The following is a 19,766-nucleotide window of genomic DNA, read 5'->3' on the forward strand; positions in this document are numbered from 1 at the left end:
TACTTCATTTATAAGCAAAAAATATTAGAAAAGAGATATCCTTACAGATATGATAACTCGTTTGGTTTGGACATAATGTCTGATTAATTCTAATGTGAATATGCCACTTTAGATCTAAATAGACAAACAAAGTATGATGTTTTTTGACTATAAAAATAAATCTATGGCATCAGTTGGATTAAAAATCACTCAATTGAAAAAAAGGTATAATATGTTTAAAAACAGTACAAAGCAGATGATTTTGAATAAAAAACAATCGGAAATAACATAAAATTTTAATGAAAAACATACACAAAATTTTAAATTTCTGCATAATACCGACTTTTTTACGCAGGTATGATTTCTCCATACTCATGTTAGGAAAGAAATGGCTGCATACAAAATCCCTTTACAAAAAGGATTTTGATGTAGAAATGGAGAAATACACGAGGAATAAGGAGCTTTACATGAGTCTACCACTCATCAACAAGCAGTTCATGAAACAAGGATTGGCGATTACCATTGCAACCATGAAAATGAACATGACTCACGCAACTACTGGGCTACAAGAAAAACAACAGCTTAGTACAGATCTAAACGCACTCTTCTTCAATCAAGGGGAAAGGAGCGCAGATAATCGCGTTATGGCGATGGCTTGTTACAGTCTTTGAAATTTATATCCAGTTTAGACATTCGCTCTCAAGTATATGTAAATATGCTTATTGGCTTAAATCCAAATTTTGTATAACTCGATTAATTGATGGGAATCATTAGACGAGATTATTTAGCGGTGGTCATTTGTTAGTTTCCAAGTTTGTAGCTGAGTCGATCTATACTACTTTTCCGAAAAAGGAAGTGTTCAGTAGTGCGATGATATTATTTTTTTTGAAGGTCACATTCTCTCATGCAACCTTCAAAGGCTTAGTGTTGGGCATGATGTTGCTTAAACTTGTGACGATAATTGCTATTCAATTGACATTAAAAGTTTTTTCTTAAATGTACTGAAGGAGTCCCAATTTTTAGGGGCTTTTTTGTTTATTGCAGTATTTTGGCTTGTGCTAATAGCACATTAGCAAGAACGTAAGCGGACCGAGTATGAATGAACAACTCAATGCCACACTGATGTCGTGGGTACAATTTTTTAATGATCCTTTATGGGATTTTCTGGTTATTTTCTTGCTGGCTGTCGGTATTTTTTATACGGTCTTAACAGGGGCAGTGCAAATTCGCATGTTCTTGCAAAGTATTCGTGTCATGAAAAGTAGCCGTACAGAAGGCACAGATGAGCATGGCCTTACACCTTTCCAGGCGTTTGTAACTGGCCTGGCAAGCCGTGTTGGGGTGGGTAACATTGCTGGTGTGGCAATCGCGATTGCAATTGGTGGTCCTGGTGCAGTGTTCTGGATGTGGGTAACTGCTGTACTTGGTATGAGTTCTGCTTTTATTGAGTCTACACTTGCTCAGCTCTTTAAAGTTAGAGATAGCAAGACTAAGCAATTTCGCGGTGGACCGGCTTACTATATTACTCAAGGTTTACGCAGTAAAACCTTTGGTGTGGTCTTCGCACTAGCACTCATCTTTACTTATGGATTCGTATTCAACTCAGTCCAAATCAATGCGATTGCTAATGCTTCTTCACATGCTTGGGGTTGGGATAAAGCTAATCTTATTGCTCATTTAGGTGGTGTTGATCTAGAAATTTCATGGGTTGGCCTTGCGCTTGTCGTTATGGTTGCATTGGCAATTTTTGGTGGTATTAAACGTATCGCTAAATTTGCAGAGATGTTTGTACCTTTAAAAGCGGGTCTTTATTTAGCCGTTGCTCTATATATCGCATTAAGCAACTATGCAATTTTGCCTGATATTTTAAAGCTGATTGTGACTGAGGCTTTCCACTTCAATGCTGCGGCAGGTGGTTTCTTTGGTGCGGCTGTATCAATGGCAATGATGCAAGGGATTAAGCGTGGTTTGTTCTCAAACGAAGCAGGTATGGGTTCTGCGCCAAACGCAGCTGCTGCATCTGATGTAAAACACCCTGTAAACCAAGGCTTAGTACAAATGCTTGGTGTATTCGTAGATACGTTCATTGTATGTACAAGTACTGCAATCATCATCTTAGTTTCAGGCGTTTACCAAGACGCAGGTTTTGTTGGTGTTGAATTAACACAACGTGCCTTAGAAACTCAAGTTGGGCATTGGGGATCTGATTTCCTAGCGGTTCTATTATTCTTGTTCTGTTATTCAGCTGTACTAGGTAACTATGCCTATGCAGAAGGTAACGTACAGTTTATTAATAACAACCCGAAAGTCATGTTCATCTTCCGTATTTTCGTATTGGTGATGGTGTACTTCGGTGCAATCGGTAGTGTTCCACTCGTTTGGTCAATGGCTGACTTGTTTATGGGTATCATGGCAACCATTAACTTGATTGCAATTTTACTATTAACGCCAATGGCACGTACTTTGTTAAAAGATTACCGCGAGCAATTGAAACGAGGCATTAAAGAGCCAGAGTTTAAAATTGACAAGTATCCAGAATTGAAGAAAAAAGTCGATTCAGATATCTGGTAAGTTTCAAAAGGCCTCTTATATAAGAGGCCTTTTTCATATAGGGGCAAATAAAATACTTGAGTCTAAATTTTAAACATGACAAATTAAATAAATTCACTACAGCTTTTCACGAAAGTAGCAACTAAAATTGCAATCCGAACTTAAACCTCATAGTGCGAAGATGGGCCATGAAACAGCTTAAATTGTGGGTTCTCGGACTCTCTATGGTGTTGGCGGGATGCCAGACCACCACACACTTGTCTGCTGCTCTAAAACCGCAAACGACAGAAGCTTATGCTCGTTCTGTTGATCAGCCATTTGCAAGAATAAAAAAAATGCAAAAACGTCCTGTTGTCGCGCTTGTATTGGGTAGCGGTGGAGCACGAGGTTATGCTCATATCGGGGTGATTGAAGTTTTAGAACAACATGGTATTCGCCCGGATTTTATTGTAGGTACGAGTGCGGGTAGTATTGTTGGGGCAATTTATGCGAGTGGTAAAACACCTGCTGAACTGCGTGATACTGCTTTAAAAATGAAAGCTGGTGATGTCCGTGATATTAGTATCGGATTAAAAGGTTTTTTTGATGGTAAAAAAGTAGAGAACTACGTTAACCAGCAAGTAAATAACATGCCACTCGAAAAAATGAAGATTCCAATGTATGTGGTGGCAACTGAACTGAAGCATGGCACTAAGACCGTATTTAACTACGGCAATACTGGTCAAGCCGTAAGAGCCTCTGCTTCCATTCCGAGTATGTTTGTGCCGACTAAAATTGGTAAATCTGAATATGTCGATGGCGGGTTGGTGAGTCCTGTGCCAGTTGAAGTCGCACGAGATTTAGGTGCTGATGTCATTATTGCAGTTGATATTTTAGCTCAACCTATTTACACAGAAACTTCGAATGTATGGGGACTGTTTAACCAGAATATTAATATCATGCAAGGGCGTTTGGCAGCAGAAGAATTGCAATATGCGGACGTTGTTATTCAGCCAGACTTAAGAGAAAAAGCACATATTTTTGATGTCAAAGGCCGTGAAGCTACTATGAAATCTGGTATAGATGCAGCTAATGCCAAGCTTTCTGATATTCAGTTTGCTATTGATGAAAAAATAGCTGAACAAAATATGTCTACGGAAGGTTTAAGTGCTCAAAGCCAATAAATAAACGTTAATATTTTGAGAATTAAATAAAAAAGTCCACAACGGGCTTTTTTTATGGAAGTTAAAACTCCAATTTTTGGAATAAAATTTTTTGTATATTAGAGACATGTTGGATATGCTGAAAACTCTAATGGTTAATATGAAATATTGTTGCCGTTTTTTAAAAAATAATTGATTTGTAGTGTATTGAGGCTGACTAGATAAATGATACAGCAACAGGTTAAAAATGGCTTTCCAACATTAGATGATGTTTATGCTGCCGCAGAGCGTTTGGAAGGTTTAGTTGTAAAAACTCCCTTTGTTTTCTCAGAAACCATTTCTAAAACCTTAGGGGCTGAGATGTGGTTGAAATTTGAAAACCTACAATTTACAGCTTCATTTAAAGAGCGAGGTGCTCTAAATAAACTGTTGTGTTTATCTGAACAAGAAAAGCAACATGGTGTTATTGCAGCTTCGGCAGGCAACCACGCACAAGGTGTAGCCTACCATGCTCAGCGGACAGGTGTGACTGCGACTATTGTAATGCCGAAATCTACGCCAAATGTTAAGGTGCAACGAGTACGTGAGTACGGTGCGCGCGTTATATTGCATGGGCAGGACTTTTCAGAAGCTGCTGCTGAAATGCACCGTGTTGCACAAGAAGAATCTTTAACCATTATTCATCCATTCGATGATGCTGAAATTATTGCGGGTCAAGGAACCATTGCGCTTGAAATGCTTGTAGCTGTGCCTGATCTAGATATTTTGGTTGTGCCAATTGGTGGTGGTGGTTTAATTTCTGGTATTGCAATTGCTGCTAAAGCGATTAATCCAAAAATTAAAATTATTGGGGTTCAATCTGTTGTATACCCAAGTATGGCAAAACTACTTTGCAATTATCAACATGCGGTTTCAATGGGCTCTACTGTTGCTGAGGGTATTGCAGTAAAAACTCCAGGTGAGCTTACGACACAAGTTGCTAAAGAATATGTTGATGACATTGTCGTTGTCACTGAAGACATGATTGAAGAGGCGATTGCACTATTACTTAATATTGAAAAAACAGTATGTGAAGGAGCGGGAGCGACAGGTATTGCTGCAATTATGTCGCGTCCCGATCTGTTTTTAGGTCATAAATTAGGTGTGGTGCTGTCTGGTGGCAATATTGATACACGTGTTATGGTCTCTGTATTACAACGCCATTTAACCCGTACAGGTCGTATGGTTCGTATTCGTGTTGAATTACCGGACAATCCAGGTGCTTTAGCTCGTTTAACGGCCATTATTGCTGAGCAGGGCGGTAATATTTATGAGCTGCGTCATGAACGCTTTGCGGCAACAAGCCGTGCCAAAGAAAGCGCTGTGAGCGTTGATGTCGAATTAAAAAGTGCCTCGGACCTAGATTTGCTCATTCAAGCAATGCAATTAGAAGGCTATATAGTTCGTAAAGAAGAGATTTAATCTCTGATATCACTGTGTTATAAAAGCTGTATATGGCTCTATCAAGAGTCATATACAAGGTAATTTAAATGGATTAAATTGCCAAAAAAGGGATTAATTTACAAAAAAACGATCAAATCCTTCAATGGAACAGGAAAAACTGACAATTCTCTAAACTTTACCCTTCACAATTTTAAGGTTTAGGTTTTAGTATTCCTTTCATTGTAAATTTGAAGAAATATAGGGATATCCACGCTCAATGTTCAAATCATTTTTTCCATCACCAAGGTATTTCTTTATATCTGCGGTCATTTGGATCGCGCTCAATATGGTGCTTTGGTATACAGGTGGAGATCACTGGGGAGAGTATTTAGGCTTTCCGCAGGGTTATGCAGAGGCTGAATTGCCTATTGGTGTAAGCCGTTTTTGGTCGCCTGCTTTTTTATGGTTCTATCTTTGGTTTTTAATCTCTACTGCGCTTTTTGCTGGCTTTTGGAAAATTATTTCTAATAATCCATGGCAGCGTTGGTCAGTCTGGGGCTCTGCATTTATTTTGTTCAATATTTGGTTTGCTGTTCAGGCTAGTGTTGCGATTAATGCATGGTATGTACCATTTTGGGATTTAATCCAAAAAATGCTTTCGAGTGGAGGAGGAGATCTCTCGGCACTATATAGCGAGACAATGGTCTTTCTTTATATTGCTATGGTCGCTGTGACGCTTGCTGTGATTAATGCCTTTTTTACAAGCCATTATGTATTCCGCTGGCGTACAGCAATGAATGAATATTACACAGAACATTGGGAAAAGCTACGTCATGTTGAAGGTGCTTCGCAGCGTGTGCAAGAAGACACGATGCGCTTTGCAACAATTTTGGAAGATTTAGGGGTAGAGTTAGTAAAAGCAGTTATTACATTGATTGCCTTTTTACCTATTCTATTTCAACTGTCTAAACATGTTCCCGTTTTACCAATTGTTGGTGAGTTAAATCACTCTTTAGTATGGGCCGCAATAGTGTGGTCAATTTTCGGTACAGTTCTATTAATGGTAGTAGGGATTAAGTTGCCAGGTTTGCAATTTAACAATCAGAAAGTAGAAGCGGCTTATCGTAAAGAACTTGTTTATGGTGAAGACCATGCTGATCGTGCAAAACCTGCTACCTTGCGTGAGTTATTTAGTAATGTACGTAAAAATTATTTCAGACTTTACTTCCATTATGCCTATTTTAATATGACAGCTATTTGGTATGGCCAACTTGATGTTTTATATAACTTGGTTGTCCTTTTCCCATCAATTGCTGCTGGTAAACTCACATTAGGTTTAATTCAACAAATTGCAAATGTATTTGGGCGTGTACGGGAATCCTTCCAATACTTAATTAGTTCATGGAAAACAATTATTGAACTGCTTTCAATTTATAAGCGTTTAAAAGCTTTTGAATCGATATTACATAAGTAAAAAAAGCCCGCGAAAGCGGGTTTTTTATAAGTATTGGATTAGTGCATTGTATTATAAAAATTGAGAATAGGACCAACTAAAGACTGCTGCGATTTATCTAAGGTGACTTGAATTTCTTTATAGTTAAACGTGTCTTCATCATCATATTTGGCAATACCATGGGTTTTATTGTTCACTTGCGGAATTTGGTAACTAAAAAAAGCGACTTTTTTAGAAGGGTAAACAATATTAATCAGTTTTTTAGGGTCTTTGAATCCGCCATATTCATTTACAAGACTTTCTTTTAATAGTTCAGGAAAATAAAGCGTTGCATTTGGTAGTCCACAGCCAACGCAAAATGAAGAGTCGTAAAGTTCTATAGCTTGTTTTTGATCTGTACTCATGATTAGAGCAAAACCCGTTCCATTTGCGCCTGCATTTGCTTGTACATCTTGCCAGTTACGTGGAACAAGTACTAAACCTACTTCAGGTAATGCAAGAAGTTTTAATTGCTTGGCATGTTGAGCATCAAGTTTAAAATTAAAACTACAGCTTTTAAGCGTGCACTTTTCAAAACTTTTAAGTAAACCATCTTCTATTGGGTTTTGTGCCGTAACGCCATAAAAAGCGACTGAAACGCCGTTTAAAAATTTTGCCTCTCCTAGAGGATAGAACTGATTATCAGCTTTGCGGGTTGCAGCAGAGCTATAAAATTTTGGGAAATGAGGTGTAAAGCTTTTTACTTCTGCATAAGCGGATGAAGTTAGACTGGTAAATACAGTAAATAATAAAAAATTCAGTTTTTTCATTTTTAGAAAGTAATGAATTTAAATCTTATATAAATCTAACATATTCTTTTAAACTAGACGGTAACTCAAAATTTAACACTGTTGTTAATTTCATAATAAAACAGACGTGTAGAGACATGAAAAAATGAAAAATATACTTTCAATTTGTTGTTTGGCAGTAATAAGTTCTTATAGTTTTGCTCAAGATATAAAAGGTATTTCATTTTCTCATCAAGAGTGGGAAATCTCTTGCAGTAATACGGGCACCTGTAAGGCAGCAGGGTATCAAAACGAAGAAAATGGTGATAATCCCGCTTCAATTTTATTAACACGTAAAGCAGGCCCAAAACAACCTGTGCAGATTGAGTTTGCTTTGTCTGACTATGAACAAAGTATACCTGCAAACCAGCTTAAAAATATCCATTTTTATATAAATGGCAAAGATTTAGGTATGGTGGGTGTAGATGGTACTGAGCTGCCAATTATGGGTAAGCTAAACAGCTCGCAAGTCAATGCTCTACTACAGCAGTCGAAACAGAAGACTGAAATAGTATTTAAAAATGCGCAGCATAAATGGAAAATTTCCGATGCTGGAATGACTGCCGTATTATTAAAGATGGATGATTTTCAGAAGCGTATAGGGACTATTGGTGCTTTGGTCAAAAAGGGCAGTGCCAATGAAAATCAAGTACTTATGCCTGAACCAAAACTAGTTGTGAAGCGTATTAAGACTTCAACCAAATCTTATTTAACTTTACAGCCTAAAAATAAACAGTACCAAGCAATACACCGTAGTTTGATGGCTGCTAAACCGAATCTGAAAGAAGACGGCTTTTGTGAAGGTATTTATGGTGGTAACAGTGATGGAGTCGAACCACAGAAAATTGAGCTATATAAACTAACCAATAAGAAAGTTCTGGCGACTATATTGTGTTGGAGAGGGGCTTATAACGAAGGGTATGGGGCATGGGTACTCGATGAGTCTTTAAACGGTAAGGCCGCGTTTGTAACTGAGTCCGCCTCAGATTTTGATAGCGGTATTATCAGTAGTGCTCAAAAGGGAAGAGGCATTGGAGACTGCTGGGCAAGTGAAGAATGGGTGTGGGACGGCAAGAGTTTTGTGCATACTAAGGATATGTGGACGGGTATGTGTAAAGGCTTGGCAGCAGGTGGAGTTTGGGAGCTTGATCGCATTGAATCAGTCGTAAAGTAAGTATTTTGCGGTTACAGAGTCATAACAGGTAACTTTAGTGACTCTGTGATAAAAAGAACAGATTGTTTATTGGAGCCAGACCTATGTCACATCATCTTTACGCTATTGCTCGCCATAAGTTTTTACACCTGAGCCGTTCAATATGTGTGGCTGCTGCTGTGTTGGGGACTACTCAAATTGCGATGGCTGGCCCAACGGTTGATCAGCTCAGTGATTGTTTAGTTAAGGCTACAACGGCTTCAGACAAAACTACGGTACTTCAATGGACATTTACGGCTTTAGCAGCTCATCCAGATTTAAAAGCATTTAGTAATGTAACGCCTGAGCAAAAAGATCAGTTAGACCAAAAACTGGCTCAGGTTTTACAACGTGTGATTGTGGAGCAATGTTCTGCTCAGACCAAAGCTGTGATTCAGGCTGAAGGTGTGAAGGCTGTTGGAGAGGCTTTCCAGCAGTTAGGCCAGAGTGCTGGTGAAGATATTGTTAAAGACCCAGCCGTTAAACAGCAGTTACAAGGTACATTGCGTTATATCGATTTAAATAAATTAGTGACGACGTTTTTAACACCAGAGATTTGGAATAAATTAGGAATTACAAGATAAAAATCTAGTTTTCTATTTTAGTAATAAAGCCTGCTATCTAAGAGCAGGCTTTATTGTATTTGGGATAAAGAGATCTCTTTAGATCGTAATTGTAGCCCCTAAAACTTTCACAAATTGAGCTAACCAAGCTGGATGTGCAGGCCAAGCTGGAGCAGTCACGAAATGACCATCTGTAACTGCTTCAGTCACAGCAATATCTGCGTATTGTCCACCTGCCAATTTTACTTCGGCCGCACATGCTGGATAAGCTGAGCAGAGGCGGTCTTTTAACACATCTGCCGCAGCGAGTAACTGAGCACCATGACATACAGCTGCAATTGGTTTTTTCACTCTATCAAACTCACGTACAATTTCGATAACACGATCATTCATACGCAAATACTCTGGTGCACGACCACCCGGAATCACTAGACCTACATAGTCTTCGGTATTAACGGCATCGAAATCATAGTTAATCGCGAAGTTGTGGCCACGTTTTTCACTATAAGTTTGTTCACCTTCAAAATCATGAATAGCCGTTGCAATATGGTTGCCGTTCTTTTTATTTGGGCAAACAGCATGCACGGTATAACCTAAACCAGTTAAGAACTGAAAGGGAACCATAGTTTCATAGTCTTCTGCATAGTCACCGACCAACATTAAAATCTTTTTAGACATGATTTATCTCTCTTTTTAAAATGTAATTTATCTAAATTCTTAATTTAAATTAGCATAGTCGCTATGACATTTTTCAGAAAAAAGCGCATTCTTTAGTCGAAGAAATTTCATAAGTGGTATAAAAAAGCCCCGATAAATCGAGGCTTTTTTGTTGAGTTAGCTAATGAAATTAACCAATCAATTTCTTCATTAATTCATTTACTTGAGCAGGGTTAGCCTTACCCTTAGAAGCTTTCATGACTTGACCAACAAGACCGTTAAAGGCTTTCTCTTTACCAGACTTGTATTCTTCAACCATTTTTTCATTGGCTGCAAGTACTTCTTTAATGATCGCTTCAATTGCGCCAGTGTCGGTTTCTTGCTTTAAGCCTTTTTCCGCAATAATGTCATCGGCAGATTTACCTTCCGATTCCCACATAAAGCCAAAGACTTGTTTAGCAATCTTACCGCTAATGGTGTTGTCAACAATACGAGCAATCATGCCACCAAGTTGTTCAGCAGAAACAGGAGAGTCTGCTAAGTCTAGGCCTGCCTTGTTTAAAGCACCAGAGAACTCACCCATTACCCAGTTTGCCGATACTTTACCTTGCTTCGCACCGCCAGCAGCAGCCACAACAGCTTCATAGAAGTCCGCCATTTCGCGTGAGAGCGTAAGTACGTGAGCATCGTACTCAGTTACACCAAAGTCTGCGATAAAACGTGCACGGCGTGCAGCAGGAAGCTCTGGAAGCGCAGCACGAGCAGCTTCAATTTGCTCATCAGCAATAATCACAGGTAACAAATCTGGATCGGGGAAGTAGCGGTAGTCATTCGCTTCTTCTTTAGAACGCATAGAGCGTGTTTCCATTTTGTTTGGATCGAACAAACGAGTTTCTTGGTCGATACTTCCGCCGTATTCCAAAATTTCCATTTGGCGTTCAATTTCAACATTGATTGCTTGCTCAATGAAACGGAATGAGTTGAGGTTTTTAAGCTCACAGCGCGTACCAAAAGGTTGGCCCGGACGGCGTAAAGACACGTTACAGTCCGCACGGAATGAACCTTCAGCCATGTTACCGTCAGAAATACCTAACCAACGTACTAATGTGTGAATCGCTTTAATGTAAGCAACAGCTTCTTCAACTGAACGCATGTCAGGTTCAGAAACGATTTCAAGTAAAGGTGTACCAGCACGGTTTAAGTCAATGCCAGACATACCTTCAAACTGGTCATGAATTGATTTACCCGCATCTTCTTCAAGGTGAGCACGAGTTACGCCAATGCGTTTAGTCGTACCATCTTCAAGTTGGATGTCGATGTGACCCAAGCCCACAATTGGGTTATCCATTTGGCTAATTTGGTAGCCTTTTGGTGAGTCAGGGTAGAAGTAGTTCTTACGCGCAAACACAGATGCTTGGTCGATGTACGCGTCAATCCCCAAACCAAAGCGGATTGCAAGATCAACAACTTTTTCATTGAGTACAGGCAACACACCCGGCATAGCCAAATCGACAAGGCTTGCTTGTGTATTTGGGTCTTGGCCAAATTCAGTTGATGAACCTGAGAAAATTTTAGAGTTGGTTGCAAGCTGAGTGTGAATCTCGATACCAATAACGACTTCCCAACCGTCAATCAATTTCAACTTTTGAGCTTCAGCCATTATGCATTCTCCTCAGCAATTGCCACACGTTGAGTATGGAAATCGGTATTTTGTTGGTATTGATGGACAATCGACAACAATTGTGATTCTGACCAATAGTTACCAATCAACTGTAAGCCAACAGGCAAGCTATCTTTATCAAAACCAACAGGAGCGTTAATCGCTGGTAAGCCTGCCAAGTTCACTGCAAGTGTATAGATATCGCCTAAATACATTTCAGTTGGACTTAAGTTCGCACCAATTTTATATGCAGTTGTTGGTGCAGCAGGAGCCGCAATCACATCTACATTTTCAAATGCTTTTAAGAAGTCTTGTTGAATTAAACGACGTACTTTTTGTGCTTTCACATAGTAAGCATCGTAATAACCCGCAGAAAGCGCGTAAGTACCAATTAAGATACGACGTTGAACTTCTGGACCAAAACCTTCTGAACGAGAGCGCTTGTAAAGATCCATCAAATCAGCAGGATTTTCACAGCGGTAGCCGTAACGAACACCATCATAACGTGACAAGTTAGATGATGCTTCTGCTGGCGCGATGAGGTAATACGTTGGAACATAGGCTTCAGTCATGTTGAGGTCGATCTCAACAAGTGTTGCACCCATTTCTTCAAGCTTTTTCAAAGACTCTTCAACACGTGCTTTTACGTCAGCATCTAAGCCTGCAACGTTAAAGTACTGTTTAGGAATACCAATGCGTAAACCTTTTACAGGTGTGCCATTTAAATTTGCAACGTAGTCATCAACTTCCTTTTTAACCGAAGTTGAGTCTTTTGCATCGTGACCTGCAATTACATTCATGAGGTAAGCACAGTCTTCGGCAGAACGAGCCATTGGACCCGCTTGGTCTAAAGAGGATGCATAAGCAATGATCCCGAAACGAGATACACGACCATAGGTTGGTTTTAAGCCTGTTAAACCGCAGAATGACGCAGGTTGGCGAATTGAGCCGCCTGTATCAGTACCTGTAGCAAAAGGTGCTAGATCAGCCGCTACAGCCGCAGCAGAACCACCTGATGAGCCACCAGGAACGTGGTCGAGTGCCCATGGGTTACTTGTTGCACCAATATACGAGCTTTCTGAAGTTGAACCCATTGCAAACTCGTCCATGTTCACTTTACCTAAAGTGACAAGACCAGCTGCTTTAGTTTTTTCAACAACAGTTGCATCGTAAGGAGAGATGAAGTTGTCTAGTATTTTTGAACCGGCAGTTGTTTTAATGCCTTTGGTACAAAAGATATCTTTATGCGCAAGAGGAATACCCGTTAAAGCTGTTGCATTACCTGCTTTTAATGCAGCATCGGCAGCGTCGGCTTCGGCAAGAGCTTGTTCAGGCGTAACCGTCACGTAACTTTTTACCAGTGGGTCAATTTTAGCAATACGTTTTAAATAGTGTTCAGTCAGTTCGCGAGATGAAAACTTCGCTTGGCTTAAGCCCTCAGCAAGTTCACGAATTGATAAGTGATGTAAATCAGTCATGAGTAAAATTTCTTTACATTCAAAATAGGGAAGATGGGTTAATTGAGTAAAAGTTATTCAATCACGCGAGGAACAAGATACAAACCATCTTGAGTTGCAGGTGCAACTGCTTGGTATTCATCTCGATGATTGCTTTCCGTTACCACATCAGCACGTAAAGGTTGAGGATTGTCAAAAGGACTTTTCAAAGGTTCTACGCCTTCCGTATCAATGCCTTTTAAGGTTTCCATCATGCCTAAAATTTTATTTAGACTTTGAGCATATTCAGCAGATTGCGTATCATTGAGCGACAATCGAGCAAGATTGGCGATTGCTGAAACTGTTTGTGCATTTAAATCTGCTGAATGCTGTGCATCCGATGTAGACATAACATCACCTAATCAGTATTAAAAATTTTCAAAATATCGTGCGTTATAATAAGCGATTGACTTGTTCAAATCATCACATTTAGTTTAAAGTTGCCACCTTGCATCCACATGAAAGTTTAACTGAGAACGAACCGTGATTCTAAAACGACTAATTGGCTTGTTTTCGCCGGATCTAGCCATTGATTTAGGTACAGCAAATACACTTATTTATGCACCAGGCCGCGGCATTATATTAAATGAACCAACAGTTGTGGCAATTCGTCACAGTGGTTCACAAAAAATTGTTGCTGCTGTAGGTCTAGATGCTAAGCAAATGCTGGGCCGTACGCCTGCGAATATTTCTGCAATTCGTCCAATGAAAGACGGTGTAATTGCGGATTTTGAAGTGACTGAAACCATGTTGAATCAGTTTATTGGTAAAGTTCACGAAAAACGTTTGTTCCCACCTGCACCTCGTGTAGTTGTATGTGTACCATGTAAATCAACTTTGGTCGAGCGTCGTGCGATTCGCGAAGCAGTATTTAATGCTGGTGCCCGTGATGTTCGTTTGATTGAAGAGCCTATGGCTGCTGCAATTGGCGCAGGTATGCCAGTTGAACAAGCGTGTGGTTCTATGGTTGTGGATGTTGGTGGCGGTACAACAGAAATTGCAATTATTTCATTGCAAGGTTGTGTTTATGCTGACTCTTTACGCATCGGCGGCGATGTTTTTGATGAGCAAATCATCAATTATGTTCGTAAAGCTCACGGTTGTGTAATCGGTGAAACTACTGCTGAAATTATTAAAAAAGAAGTAGGTATGGCTGTTTCTGATGGTACAACATTAGAAATCGAAGTACGTGGCCGTAACCTTGCAGAAGGTGTGCCTCGTGCAATTACCGTAACTTCTGACGAAATTACTCAAGCTATTTCTGATCCGTTACAAAGCATTGTAAGCGCTGTAAAATCTGCTCTTGAGCAAACTCCTCCTGAACTTTCTTCTGATATTGCTGAGCGCGGTATTGTGTTGACAGGTGGTGGTGCGCTACTTCGTAACCTTGACAAGTTATTGGCTCAAGAAACTGGTTTACCGGTTGTTGTTGCTGAAGATCCTCTTACTTGCGTAACCCGTGGTGGTGGTAAAGTATTAGAATTCTTTGACAATCCGAACCATGACATGCTTTTCGTCGGTTAAGTTTAAGGATTAGGCGGTGCAACCGAATATTTTTTCAAGACAGCCGCCATCTTTCCGCTCGTTCATTATTGCGGTCATTACATGCTTGGTTGTGCTGTTCTTTGATTGGCGCATGCCTTATGTAATTCAGCCAGCAAGGGATGTCTTGTACGCTGCATATAACCCAATTTATGCATTGGCCAGTTATCCAGTACTGTCGAGAGAATGGCTGAATCAACAAACAAAATCTGAAGCACAACTGCGTCGTGAAAATACCGCGATGCAGGCTGAGCTTTTACAAGCTCAAGTCCGCTTACAGAAGCTTTCTGAATTATCTGCTGAAAATACTCGTTTACGAGGTCTTCTTGATACACCGTTAATTATTGATGGACGTATGGAAATTGCCGAAGTGATTGGGACAGATGCAGATCCATTGCGTCATATCATCATTATTAACCGAGGCTCTATGGACCATATAAAGGTCGGACAAACGGTTTTAGATGATAAGGGGATTATGGGGCAGATCATTAATGTGTATCCTCATAGCTCACGTGTAATGTTGTTATCTGATAAAGAGCATTCACTGTCGGTACGTCTTGAGCGTACAGGAATGCGAGCAATTGTTTCTGGTACAGGTGATTTAGGCCGTTTAAAAATGGAATATGTTCCGACCAGCGCTAATATTCTGGTGGGTGATAAAGTGTTTAGCTCAGGCTTGGGTGAACATTTCCCAGCAGGTTACGCTGTAGGTACAGTTGCCAAAATAAGACGTCATAATTCAGGCGAGTTTGCTGAAATTGATGTCACACCAGCAGCACAATTAGCCACAGGGCACCATGTAGTTGTGCTTTTCTCTGAGTCCTTAGCGAAGGAGCAGCCTTATGCCGATCGCTAAACTGAAACGAGAAAAGCGTAAAGACCCATTATGGGGAATTATTCTCTCTGTTATTGTGGGTTCTGTACTCATGGTTTACCCGCTATCCTATGATATTTCAGGTTGGCGACCATTATTCATGTTAATGATTATGCTATTTTGGGTAGTATGTCAGCCAACATGGTGTGGAGTTTGGTTTGCGTTTGGGATGGGGATTTTTACAGACTTACTACTTGATGCGCCTTTAGGACTCAATGCTTTAAGTTTTGTAATTGTGACTTTTCTTACCCGTTTTTTAATTCGGGAACGCCGTATTTTAACTTTTGTTAATTTATGGACGATAGCAACGCTGGTCATTATTGCCCATTTAGCATTTATGTGGGTAACACAGACGATGGGCGGAATTCATTTTTCGATTGCTAGACATTGGCAACCTTTGATGACAAGTATCATTACGTGGCCAGTCGTCTATTATTGTTTGGCAAAATGGCGCATATAGTTTTAGCATCTAGCTCTCCTCGTCGGAAAGAGCTGTTACAACAGCTAGGCTTAGATTTTGAAATCTATAGTCCTGACATTGATGAATCTGTTCATGAAAATGAGCTGGTTCATCATTATGTTGAACGTTTAGCTAGAGAAAAGGCAAAAACTGTATTGAAGCTTTTTCCAGAAGCAATTGTTATTGCTGCTGATACAAGTCTAGGACTTGATGGTCAAATTATTGGTAAGCCTGAATCGAAAAATCATGCCTTTGAAATCTGGAAACAATTGTCTGGACGTTGGCATGATGTGTTTTCTGGATTATGCGTTGCGACTCAACAACGAATGTTAAGTCAGGTGGTGCAAACACAAGTTGAATTTCAGCACCTAACTACACAAGATATGGAAGATTATTGGTCCACGGGTGAGCCTGTTGGAAAGGCGGGTGGGTACGCAATTCAAGGAATTGCTTCGCAATATATTCCCCAAATTCAAGGAAGTTATAGTAATGTGGTAGGACTTCCTTTATACGAATTTGCACAGTTATTCAAAAGAGTAAAGACATAAGGGGTTGTTATCATTCTTAATTGAATAGCATTGTCGATGAACACTAGACAACGTTAAAGTTAACAGCTTCTCTGACTCTTTAATAAAAAATTTTATAATGCTTTGAGTTTATGTATGTCAGAAGAACTACTTATTAATGTCACGCCTATGGAGTGTCGGGTGGCATTAATCGAAAATGGAACTGTTAATGAGCTGTATGTCGAGCGTACAGTCAAGCGCGGTCTAGTCGGCAATATTTACAAAGGTAAAGTAGTAAGAGTGCTTCCGGGCATGCAAGCTGCCTTTGTGGATATTGGTTTGTCTCGAACAGCCTTTTTACATATCAATGATATGGTTTGGCCTCGTTCACAGCCTACCCCAAATGTCTTTGAATTATTACATCCTGGACAAACCCTTACTGTCCAAGTTATGAAAGATATGTTGGGCACAAAAGGTGCGCGTCTAAGTACAGATCTTTCAATTCCTTCTCGCTATCTGGTTCTCATGCCATATGGAAATCATATTGGCGTTTCTCAGCGTATTGAGTCAGAAGAGGAGCGAGAGCGACTACGTAATATTATTGAAAGTATTCAAGCAGAACATAATTTACCCGGTAGCGTGATTGTCCGTACGGCTGCCGAAGGTGTGGATGAGGCAGAAATTGCACAAGACATGTGCTATCTGAGTAAGTTATGGGAATACATTCAGCGTAAACAGACTGATGTTGCTGTCCCTTCTTTAATTTTTGAAGAACTTCCATTACCTCAACGTATTATTCGAGATTTGGCGAGCGAAGAAACGGCAAAGATTTATGTCGATTCGCGAGAGATTCATGCAAAGTTACTCGAATTTGTAGAAGAGTTTGTTCCGAATATGAAGAGTCGTCTTATCCATTATCCGGGTGAGCGACCACTATTTGATCTTTACAATGTTGAAGAAGATATTCAAAAAGCCTTACAAACTCGCGTAGCTTTGAAGTCGGGCGGTTATCTGATGATTGACCAGACTGAAGCCATGACAACGATTGACGTTAATACAGGTTCATATGTAGGTGGTCGTAGTCTTGAAGACACGGTTTTTAAAACCAATATGGAAGCGACTCAAGTTATTGCGCGTCAACTTAGACTGCGTAATTTGGGTGGTATTCTTATTATTGATTTTATTGACATGCAAGAAGCAACTCACCGTGAAGAGGTGATGCGTCAGTTTGAGAAAATGCTTGAGCGAGATCACGCGAAGACCAAAATTACTCAAGTGTCAGAACTTGGTCTAGTCGAAATGACTCGTAAACGAACTCGTGAATCATTAGAACACTTGTTATGTGAATCATGTCCAACATGCCAAGGGCGTGGTTTTGTCAAAACAGCGGAGACAGTGTGTTACGAAATATTTCGTGAGATATTACGATATACCCGCGCATTTGAATCAACGAGTGGCTTTACTGTTGTTGCGCATCCTTCTGTGATTGATCGATTATTAACAGCAGAAGCACCAGCAGTAGCCGATTTAGAGCATTTTATTAACCGTGTTATTAAATTTCAGGTCGAAAATTTATATACGCAAGAGCAATACGATATCATTTTAAGTTAAAGTTGTAACAAGATATCGCTTAATCCTTGTTACAACTGAAATTTTACTTTCATTCATGAATTTTAAATACTACTTACATACAGTAGCCCTAGACGTTCTCCCTATTAAACGTCTTAGCAAACAATAAGAGGTATAACCCATGAATGTAAGTGAAAACTTAATTAGCAACGGCCTTAAACATGTTTTAGAAAGCACGCCAGTAAATAGCTGCTATATGTTGAATGACCAAGGTAAAGAAGTACCGATCACAACTGCAATGATTCGTTCAGTATGTCATCAGTTGCTTAACCAGTGCCGCACAATCAAAAAATAAGGGGCCAATTTAAAGCCCCTTAACTTTTTCTAACTTGCTGAATGATGTTTCAGTTGTTTCTCTGCAATAATTTCTTCAAAACGTTGAATCTCATCTTCTAAATGAGTCAAAAGATTTTGCATTTTTGGCAAAGCATTCCGACAAGCTGTTAATCCAACTTCAAGCTTATCTAAATAACTAGTCATGGTAATGTTTAGAGCTTGTCCATCCATGACAATCGAAGCAGGGTAGAGTGCATCTAATTTCGCGCCATTCCAATAAAGCGGCTCACGTGGTCCTGGTACATTGGAAATCACTAAATTGAACGCCTGACGCTTAGGAAGCATTCCTGACATGATGTTTAAACCTGCCGGACCATAAACAACCGCACTATAGTTTAAAATTTCATTCGCAGTCATGCGGCTAAACCGTTGTTTTGAGTTTTGCATGCTGCGACGAATGATTTCTAGGCGTTCTAACGGTTGATCTTTATGAGTCCCTAAATTTGCCAAAATCATGGTAATTCGGTTACTCATATCAGAATCATCGGTGCGTAATGAAGCTGGCACCATGGCAATAAGTGGTTTTTTAGGTAAGCTATTTTGACTAATCAAATATTCACGTAAAGCACCAGAACATACAGCCAGCACAACATCATTAATTGTTACGCCTAATGCTTTTGAAATTTTTCTAAGGCGGCTTAATTCAAATGATTGGGCCGCAAAACGACGTGAAGCACTGACTCTTTGGTTCAAAATAGAAACTGGTGCCTGAAAAGTAGAAACATAATCAGGATTTTTACCCATTTCCTTGAATATTGTTTGAGATAGCTCGTGCATGACTTTTGGAGCTATGTCGAGTTGAGATTTAATACCGCCTAAAATACTCTTAATTTTACTAGTACTTGGAGTTGGTACTTTTAGACGCTTAGCTCTTTTGCTCTCAACACACCATAAAGGAACAACATGTTTCTCTTCTGGTGTTTTTGATAGAGATTTCTCGATCAAACGCATACCCGCAACACCATCTACCATGGCATGATGGATTTTAAAATACATGGCAAAACGATTGCCTTCGATTCCTTCAATAATGTCACAAGTCCAAAGTGGCTTTGCGCGATCAATTAGTGAGCTATGCTGCTGTGAAATATACACCAGAAGTTCACGAATACGGCCAGGATGAGGCAAAGCAATGTGGCGAAAGTGATGATCGATATCGAATTCTTCATCTTCATCCCAAAATAGACCACTTAAACGGTTGTTGAAGGGAGGGATAGGAATGCTCTTTGAGCGTTTAATATCTTCTACTAAATCATGTACAAAGGTTTCGGGTGCATTTTCAGGAATTTCAAATAAAAATAATCCACCGACATGCATGGGTTGCTGTCTTTTTTCAAGTGACAGAAAAATGAAATCAATTGGGTGTAATGGACGCATAAATCATTGTGCCTCATGCATTTTTCTAAGAAGCCCTTATCTGAGCTCTTGTTAGAATTATAGAACCGTAAAATTAAGTATATAGCGTTTAGAGTAGAGAAAAT

The 19,766-nt window shown here is 39.7% G+C and carries 20 protein-coding genes; 14 read left to right on the forward strand and 6 right to left on the reverse strand.

The window, feature by feature from the left end; genetic code table 11:
* The first annotated feature begins 446 nt into the window (after positions 1 to 446).
* The 6 genes from SOI76_RS03400 (at position 447) to sbmA (ending at position 6,567) form a co-directional block, all read left to right on the forward strand.
* Positions 447 to 650, forward strand: coding sequence for a hypothetical protein (locus tag SOI76_RS03400; protein ID WP_104079959.1), 204 nt, complete (start codon positions 447 to 449; stop codon positions 648 to 650).
* A 184-nt stretch (positions 651 to 834) separates the two neighbouring features.
* Positions 835 to 975: a hypothetical protein gene (locus tag SOI76_RS03405; protein WP_079284424.1), complete on the forward strand. Its 141-nt coding sequence runs from the start codon at positions 835 to 837 to the stop codon at positions 973 to 975.
* A 99-nt stretch (positions 976 to 1,074) separates the two neighbouring features.
* A complete protein-coding gene (locus SOI76_RS03410; protein WP_032056165.1) occupies positions 1,075 to 2,550 on the forward strand; it encodes an alanine/glycine:cation symporter family protein in 1,476 nt (491 codons plus the stop codon).
* A 167-nt stretch (positions 2,551 to 2,717) separates the two neighbouring features.
* Positions 2,718 to 3,692: a patatin-like phospholipase family protein gene (locus SOI76_RS03415; protein ID WP_025469745.1), complete on the forward strand. Its 975-nt coding sequence runs from the start codon at positions 2,718 to 2,720 to the stop codon at positions 3,690 to 3,692.
* A gap of 204 nt (positions 3,693 to 3,896) precedes the next feature.
* Positions 3,897 to 5,132 carry a threonine ammonia-lyase gene (gene tdcB / locus SOI76_RS03420; RefSeq protein ID WP_104079876.1) on the forward strand — a complete coding sequence of 412 codons (1,236 nt, stop codon included), beginning with the start codon at positions 3,897 to 3,899 and terminating at the stop codon, positions 5,130 to 5,132.
* Positions 5,133 to 5,370: 238 nt separating this feature from the next.
* A complete protein-coding gene (gene sbmA / locus SOI76_RS03425; RefSeq protein WP_063099543.1) occupies positions 5,371 to 6,567 on the forward strand; it encodes a peptide antibiotic transporter SbmA in 1,197 nt (398 codons plus the stop codon).
* 38 nt (positions 6,568 to 6,605) lie between these two features.
* On the opposite strand, the gene SOI76_RS03430 is transcribed toward sbmA, so the two are convergent.
* Positions 6,606 to 7,355 (reverse strand): DUF4850 domain-containing protein, encoded by a 750-nt coding sequence (locus tag SOI76_RS03430; protein ID WP_104079875.1) that lies wholly within the window; start codon positions 7,353 to 7,355, stop codon positions 6,606 to 6,608.
* Between the two features lie 124 nt (positions 7,356 to 7,479).
* Here SOI76_RS03430 and SOI76_RS03435 point away from each other — a divergent pair, with 124 nt between their 5' ends.
* Positions 7,480 to 8,547 (forward strand): DUF1176 domain-containing protein, encoded by a 1,068-nt coding sequence (locus SOI76_RS03435; RefSeq protein ID WP_104079874.1) that lies wholly within the window; start codon positions 7,480 to 7,482, stop codon positions 8,545 to 8,547.
* Positions 8,548 to 8,630: 83 nt separating this feature from the next.
* Positions 8,631 to 9,149, forward strand: coding sequence for a hypothetical protein (locus SOI76_RS03440; RefSeq protein WP_044431361.1), 519 nt, complete (start codon positions 8,631 to 8,633; stop codon positions 9,147 to 9,149).
* 78 nt (positions 9,150 to 9,227) lie between these two features.
* Here the strand turns inward: SOI76_RS03440 and pfpI are convergent, their stop codons facing one another.
* From pfpI to gatC, 4 genes are all read right to left on the reverse strand, one after another.
* Positions 9,228 to 9,806: a DJ-1/PfpI family protein gene (gene pfpI / locus SOI76_RS03445; protein ID WP_205668427.1), complete on the reverse strand. Its 579-nt coding sequence runs from the start codon at positions 9,804 to 9,806 to the stop codon at positions 9,228 to 9,230.
* A 169-nt stretch (positions 9,807 to 9,975) separates the two neighbouring features.
* Positions 9,976 to 11,445 carry an Asp-tRNA(Asn)/Glu-tRNA(Gln) amidotransferase subunit GatB gene (gene gatB / locus SOI76_RS03450; RefSeq protein ID WP_104079873.1) on the reverse strand — a complete coding sequence of 490 codons (1,470 nt, stop codon included), beginning with the start codon at positions 11,443 to 11,445 and terminating at the stop codon, positions 9,976 to 9,978.
* A complete protein-coding gene (gene gatA, locus SOI76_RS03455) occupies positions 11,445 to 12,923 on the reverse strand; it encodes an Asp-tRNA(Asn)/Glu-tRNA(Gln) amidotransferase subunit GatA (protein WP_104079872.1) in 1,479 nt (492 codons plus the stop codon). Before gatA ends, gatB begins: the two co-directional genes overlap by 1 nt.
* 53 nt (positions 12,924 to 12,976) lie before the next feature.
* Positions 12,977 to 13,291 carry an Asp-tRNA(Asn)/Glu-tRNA(Gln) amidotransferase subunit GatC gene (gene gatC / locus SOI76_RS03460; protein WP_000107699.1) on the reverse strand — a complete coding sequence of 105 codons (315 nt, stop codon included), beginning with the start codon at positions 13,289 to 13,291 and terminating at the stop codon, positions 12,977 to 12,979.
* A 133-nt stretch (positions 13,292 to 13,424) separates the two neighbouring features.
* Between gatC and SOI76_RS03465 the strand changes: the two genes are divergently transcribed.
* From SOI76_RS03465 to SOI76_RS03490, 6 genes are all read left to right on the forward strand, one after another.
* Complete coding sequence (locus tag SOI76_RS03465; protein WP_000601379.1) at positions 13,425 to 14,465, forward strand: rod shape-determining protein; 1,041 nt, start codon at positions 13,425 to 13,427, stop codon at positions 14,463 to 14,465.
* 16 nt (positions 14,466 to 14,481) lie between these two features.
* On the forward strand, positions 14,482 to 15,339 hold the full coding sequence (mreC, locus tag SOI76_RS03470) for a rod shape-determining protein MreC (RefSeq protein WP_016143153.1): 858 nt from the start codon (positions 14,482 to 14,484) through the stop codon (positions 15,337 to 15,339).
* A complete protein-coding gene (gene mreD, locus SOI76_RS03475) occupies positions 15,326 to 15,817 on the forward strand; it encodes a rod shape-determining protein MreD (protein WP_002116279.1) in 492 nt (163 codons plus the stop codon). Before mreC ends, mreD begins: the two co-directional genes overlap by 14 nt.
* Positions 15,805 to 16,365 carry a Maf-like protein gene (locus tag SOI76_RS03480; protein ID WP_104079871.1) on the forward strand — a complete coding sequence of 187 codons (561 nt, stop codon included), beginning with the start codon at positions 15,805 to 15,807 and terminating at the stop codon, positions 16,363 to 16,365. The genes mreD and SOI76_RS03480 overlap by 13 nt, the downstream gene beginning before the upstream one ends.
* Before the next feature lie 114 nt (positions 16,366 to 16,479).
* Entirely contained in the window at positions 16,480 to 17,934 is a 1,455-nt protein-coding gene (rng, locus tag SOI76_RS03485; protein WP_016143155.1) for a ribonuclease G, read from the forward strand.
* Between the two features lie 139 nt (positions 17,935 to 18,073).
* Complete coding sequence (locus SOI76_RS03490) at positions 18,074 to 18,247, forward strand: PA1571 family protein (RefSeq protein ID WP_002116397.1); 174 nt, start codon at positions 18,074 to 18,076, stop codon at positions 18,245 to 18,247.
* Positions 18,248 to 18,276: 29 nt separating this feature from the next.
* Here SOI76_RS03490 and SOI76_RS03495 read toward each other — a convergent pair whose 3' ends face one another.
* Positions 18,277 to 19,662, reverse strand: a complete 1,386-nt coding sequence (locus SOI76_RS03495; RefSeq protein WP_005064414.1) for a WS/DGAT/MGAT family O-acyltransferase — start codon at positions 19,660 to 19,662, stop codon at positions 18,277 to 18,279.
* Between the last annotated feature and the right edge of the window lie 104 nt (positions 19,663 to 19,766).

This window comes from Acinetobacter pittii, from assembly GCF_034064985.1.
Lineage (GTDB): Bacteria > Pseudomonadota > Gammaproteobacteria > Pseudomonadales > Moraxellaceae > Acinetobacter > Acinetobacter pittii_H.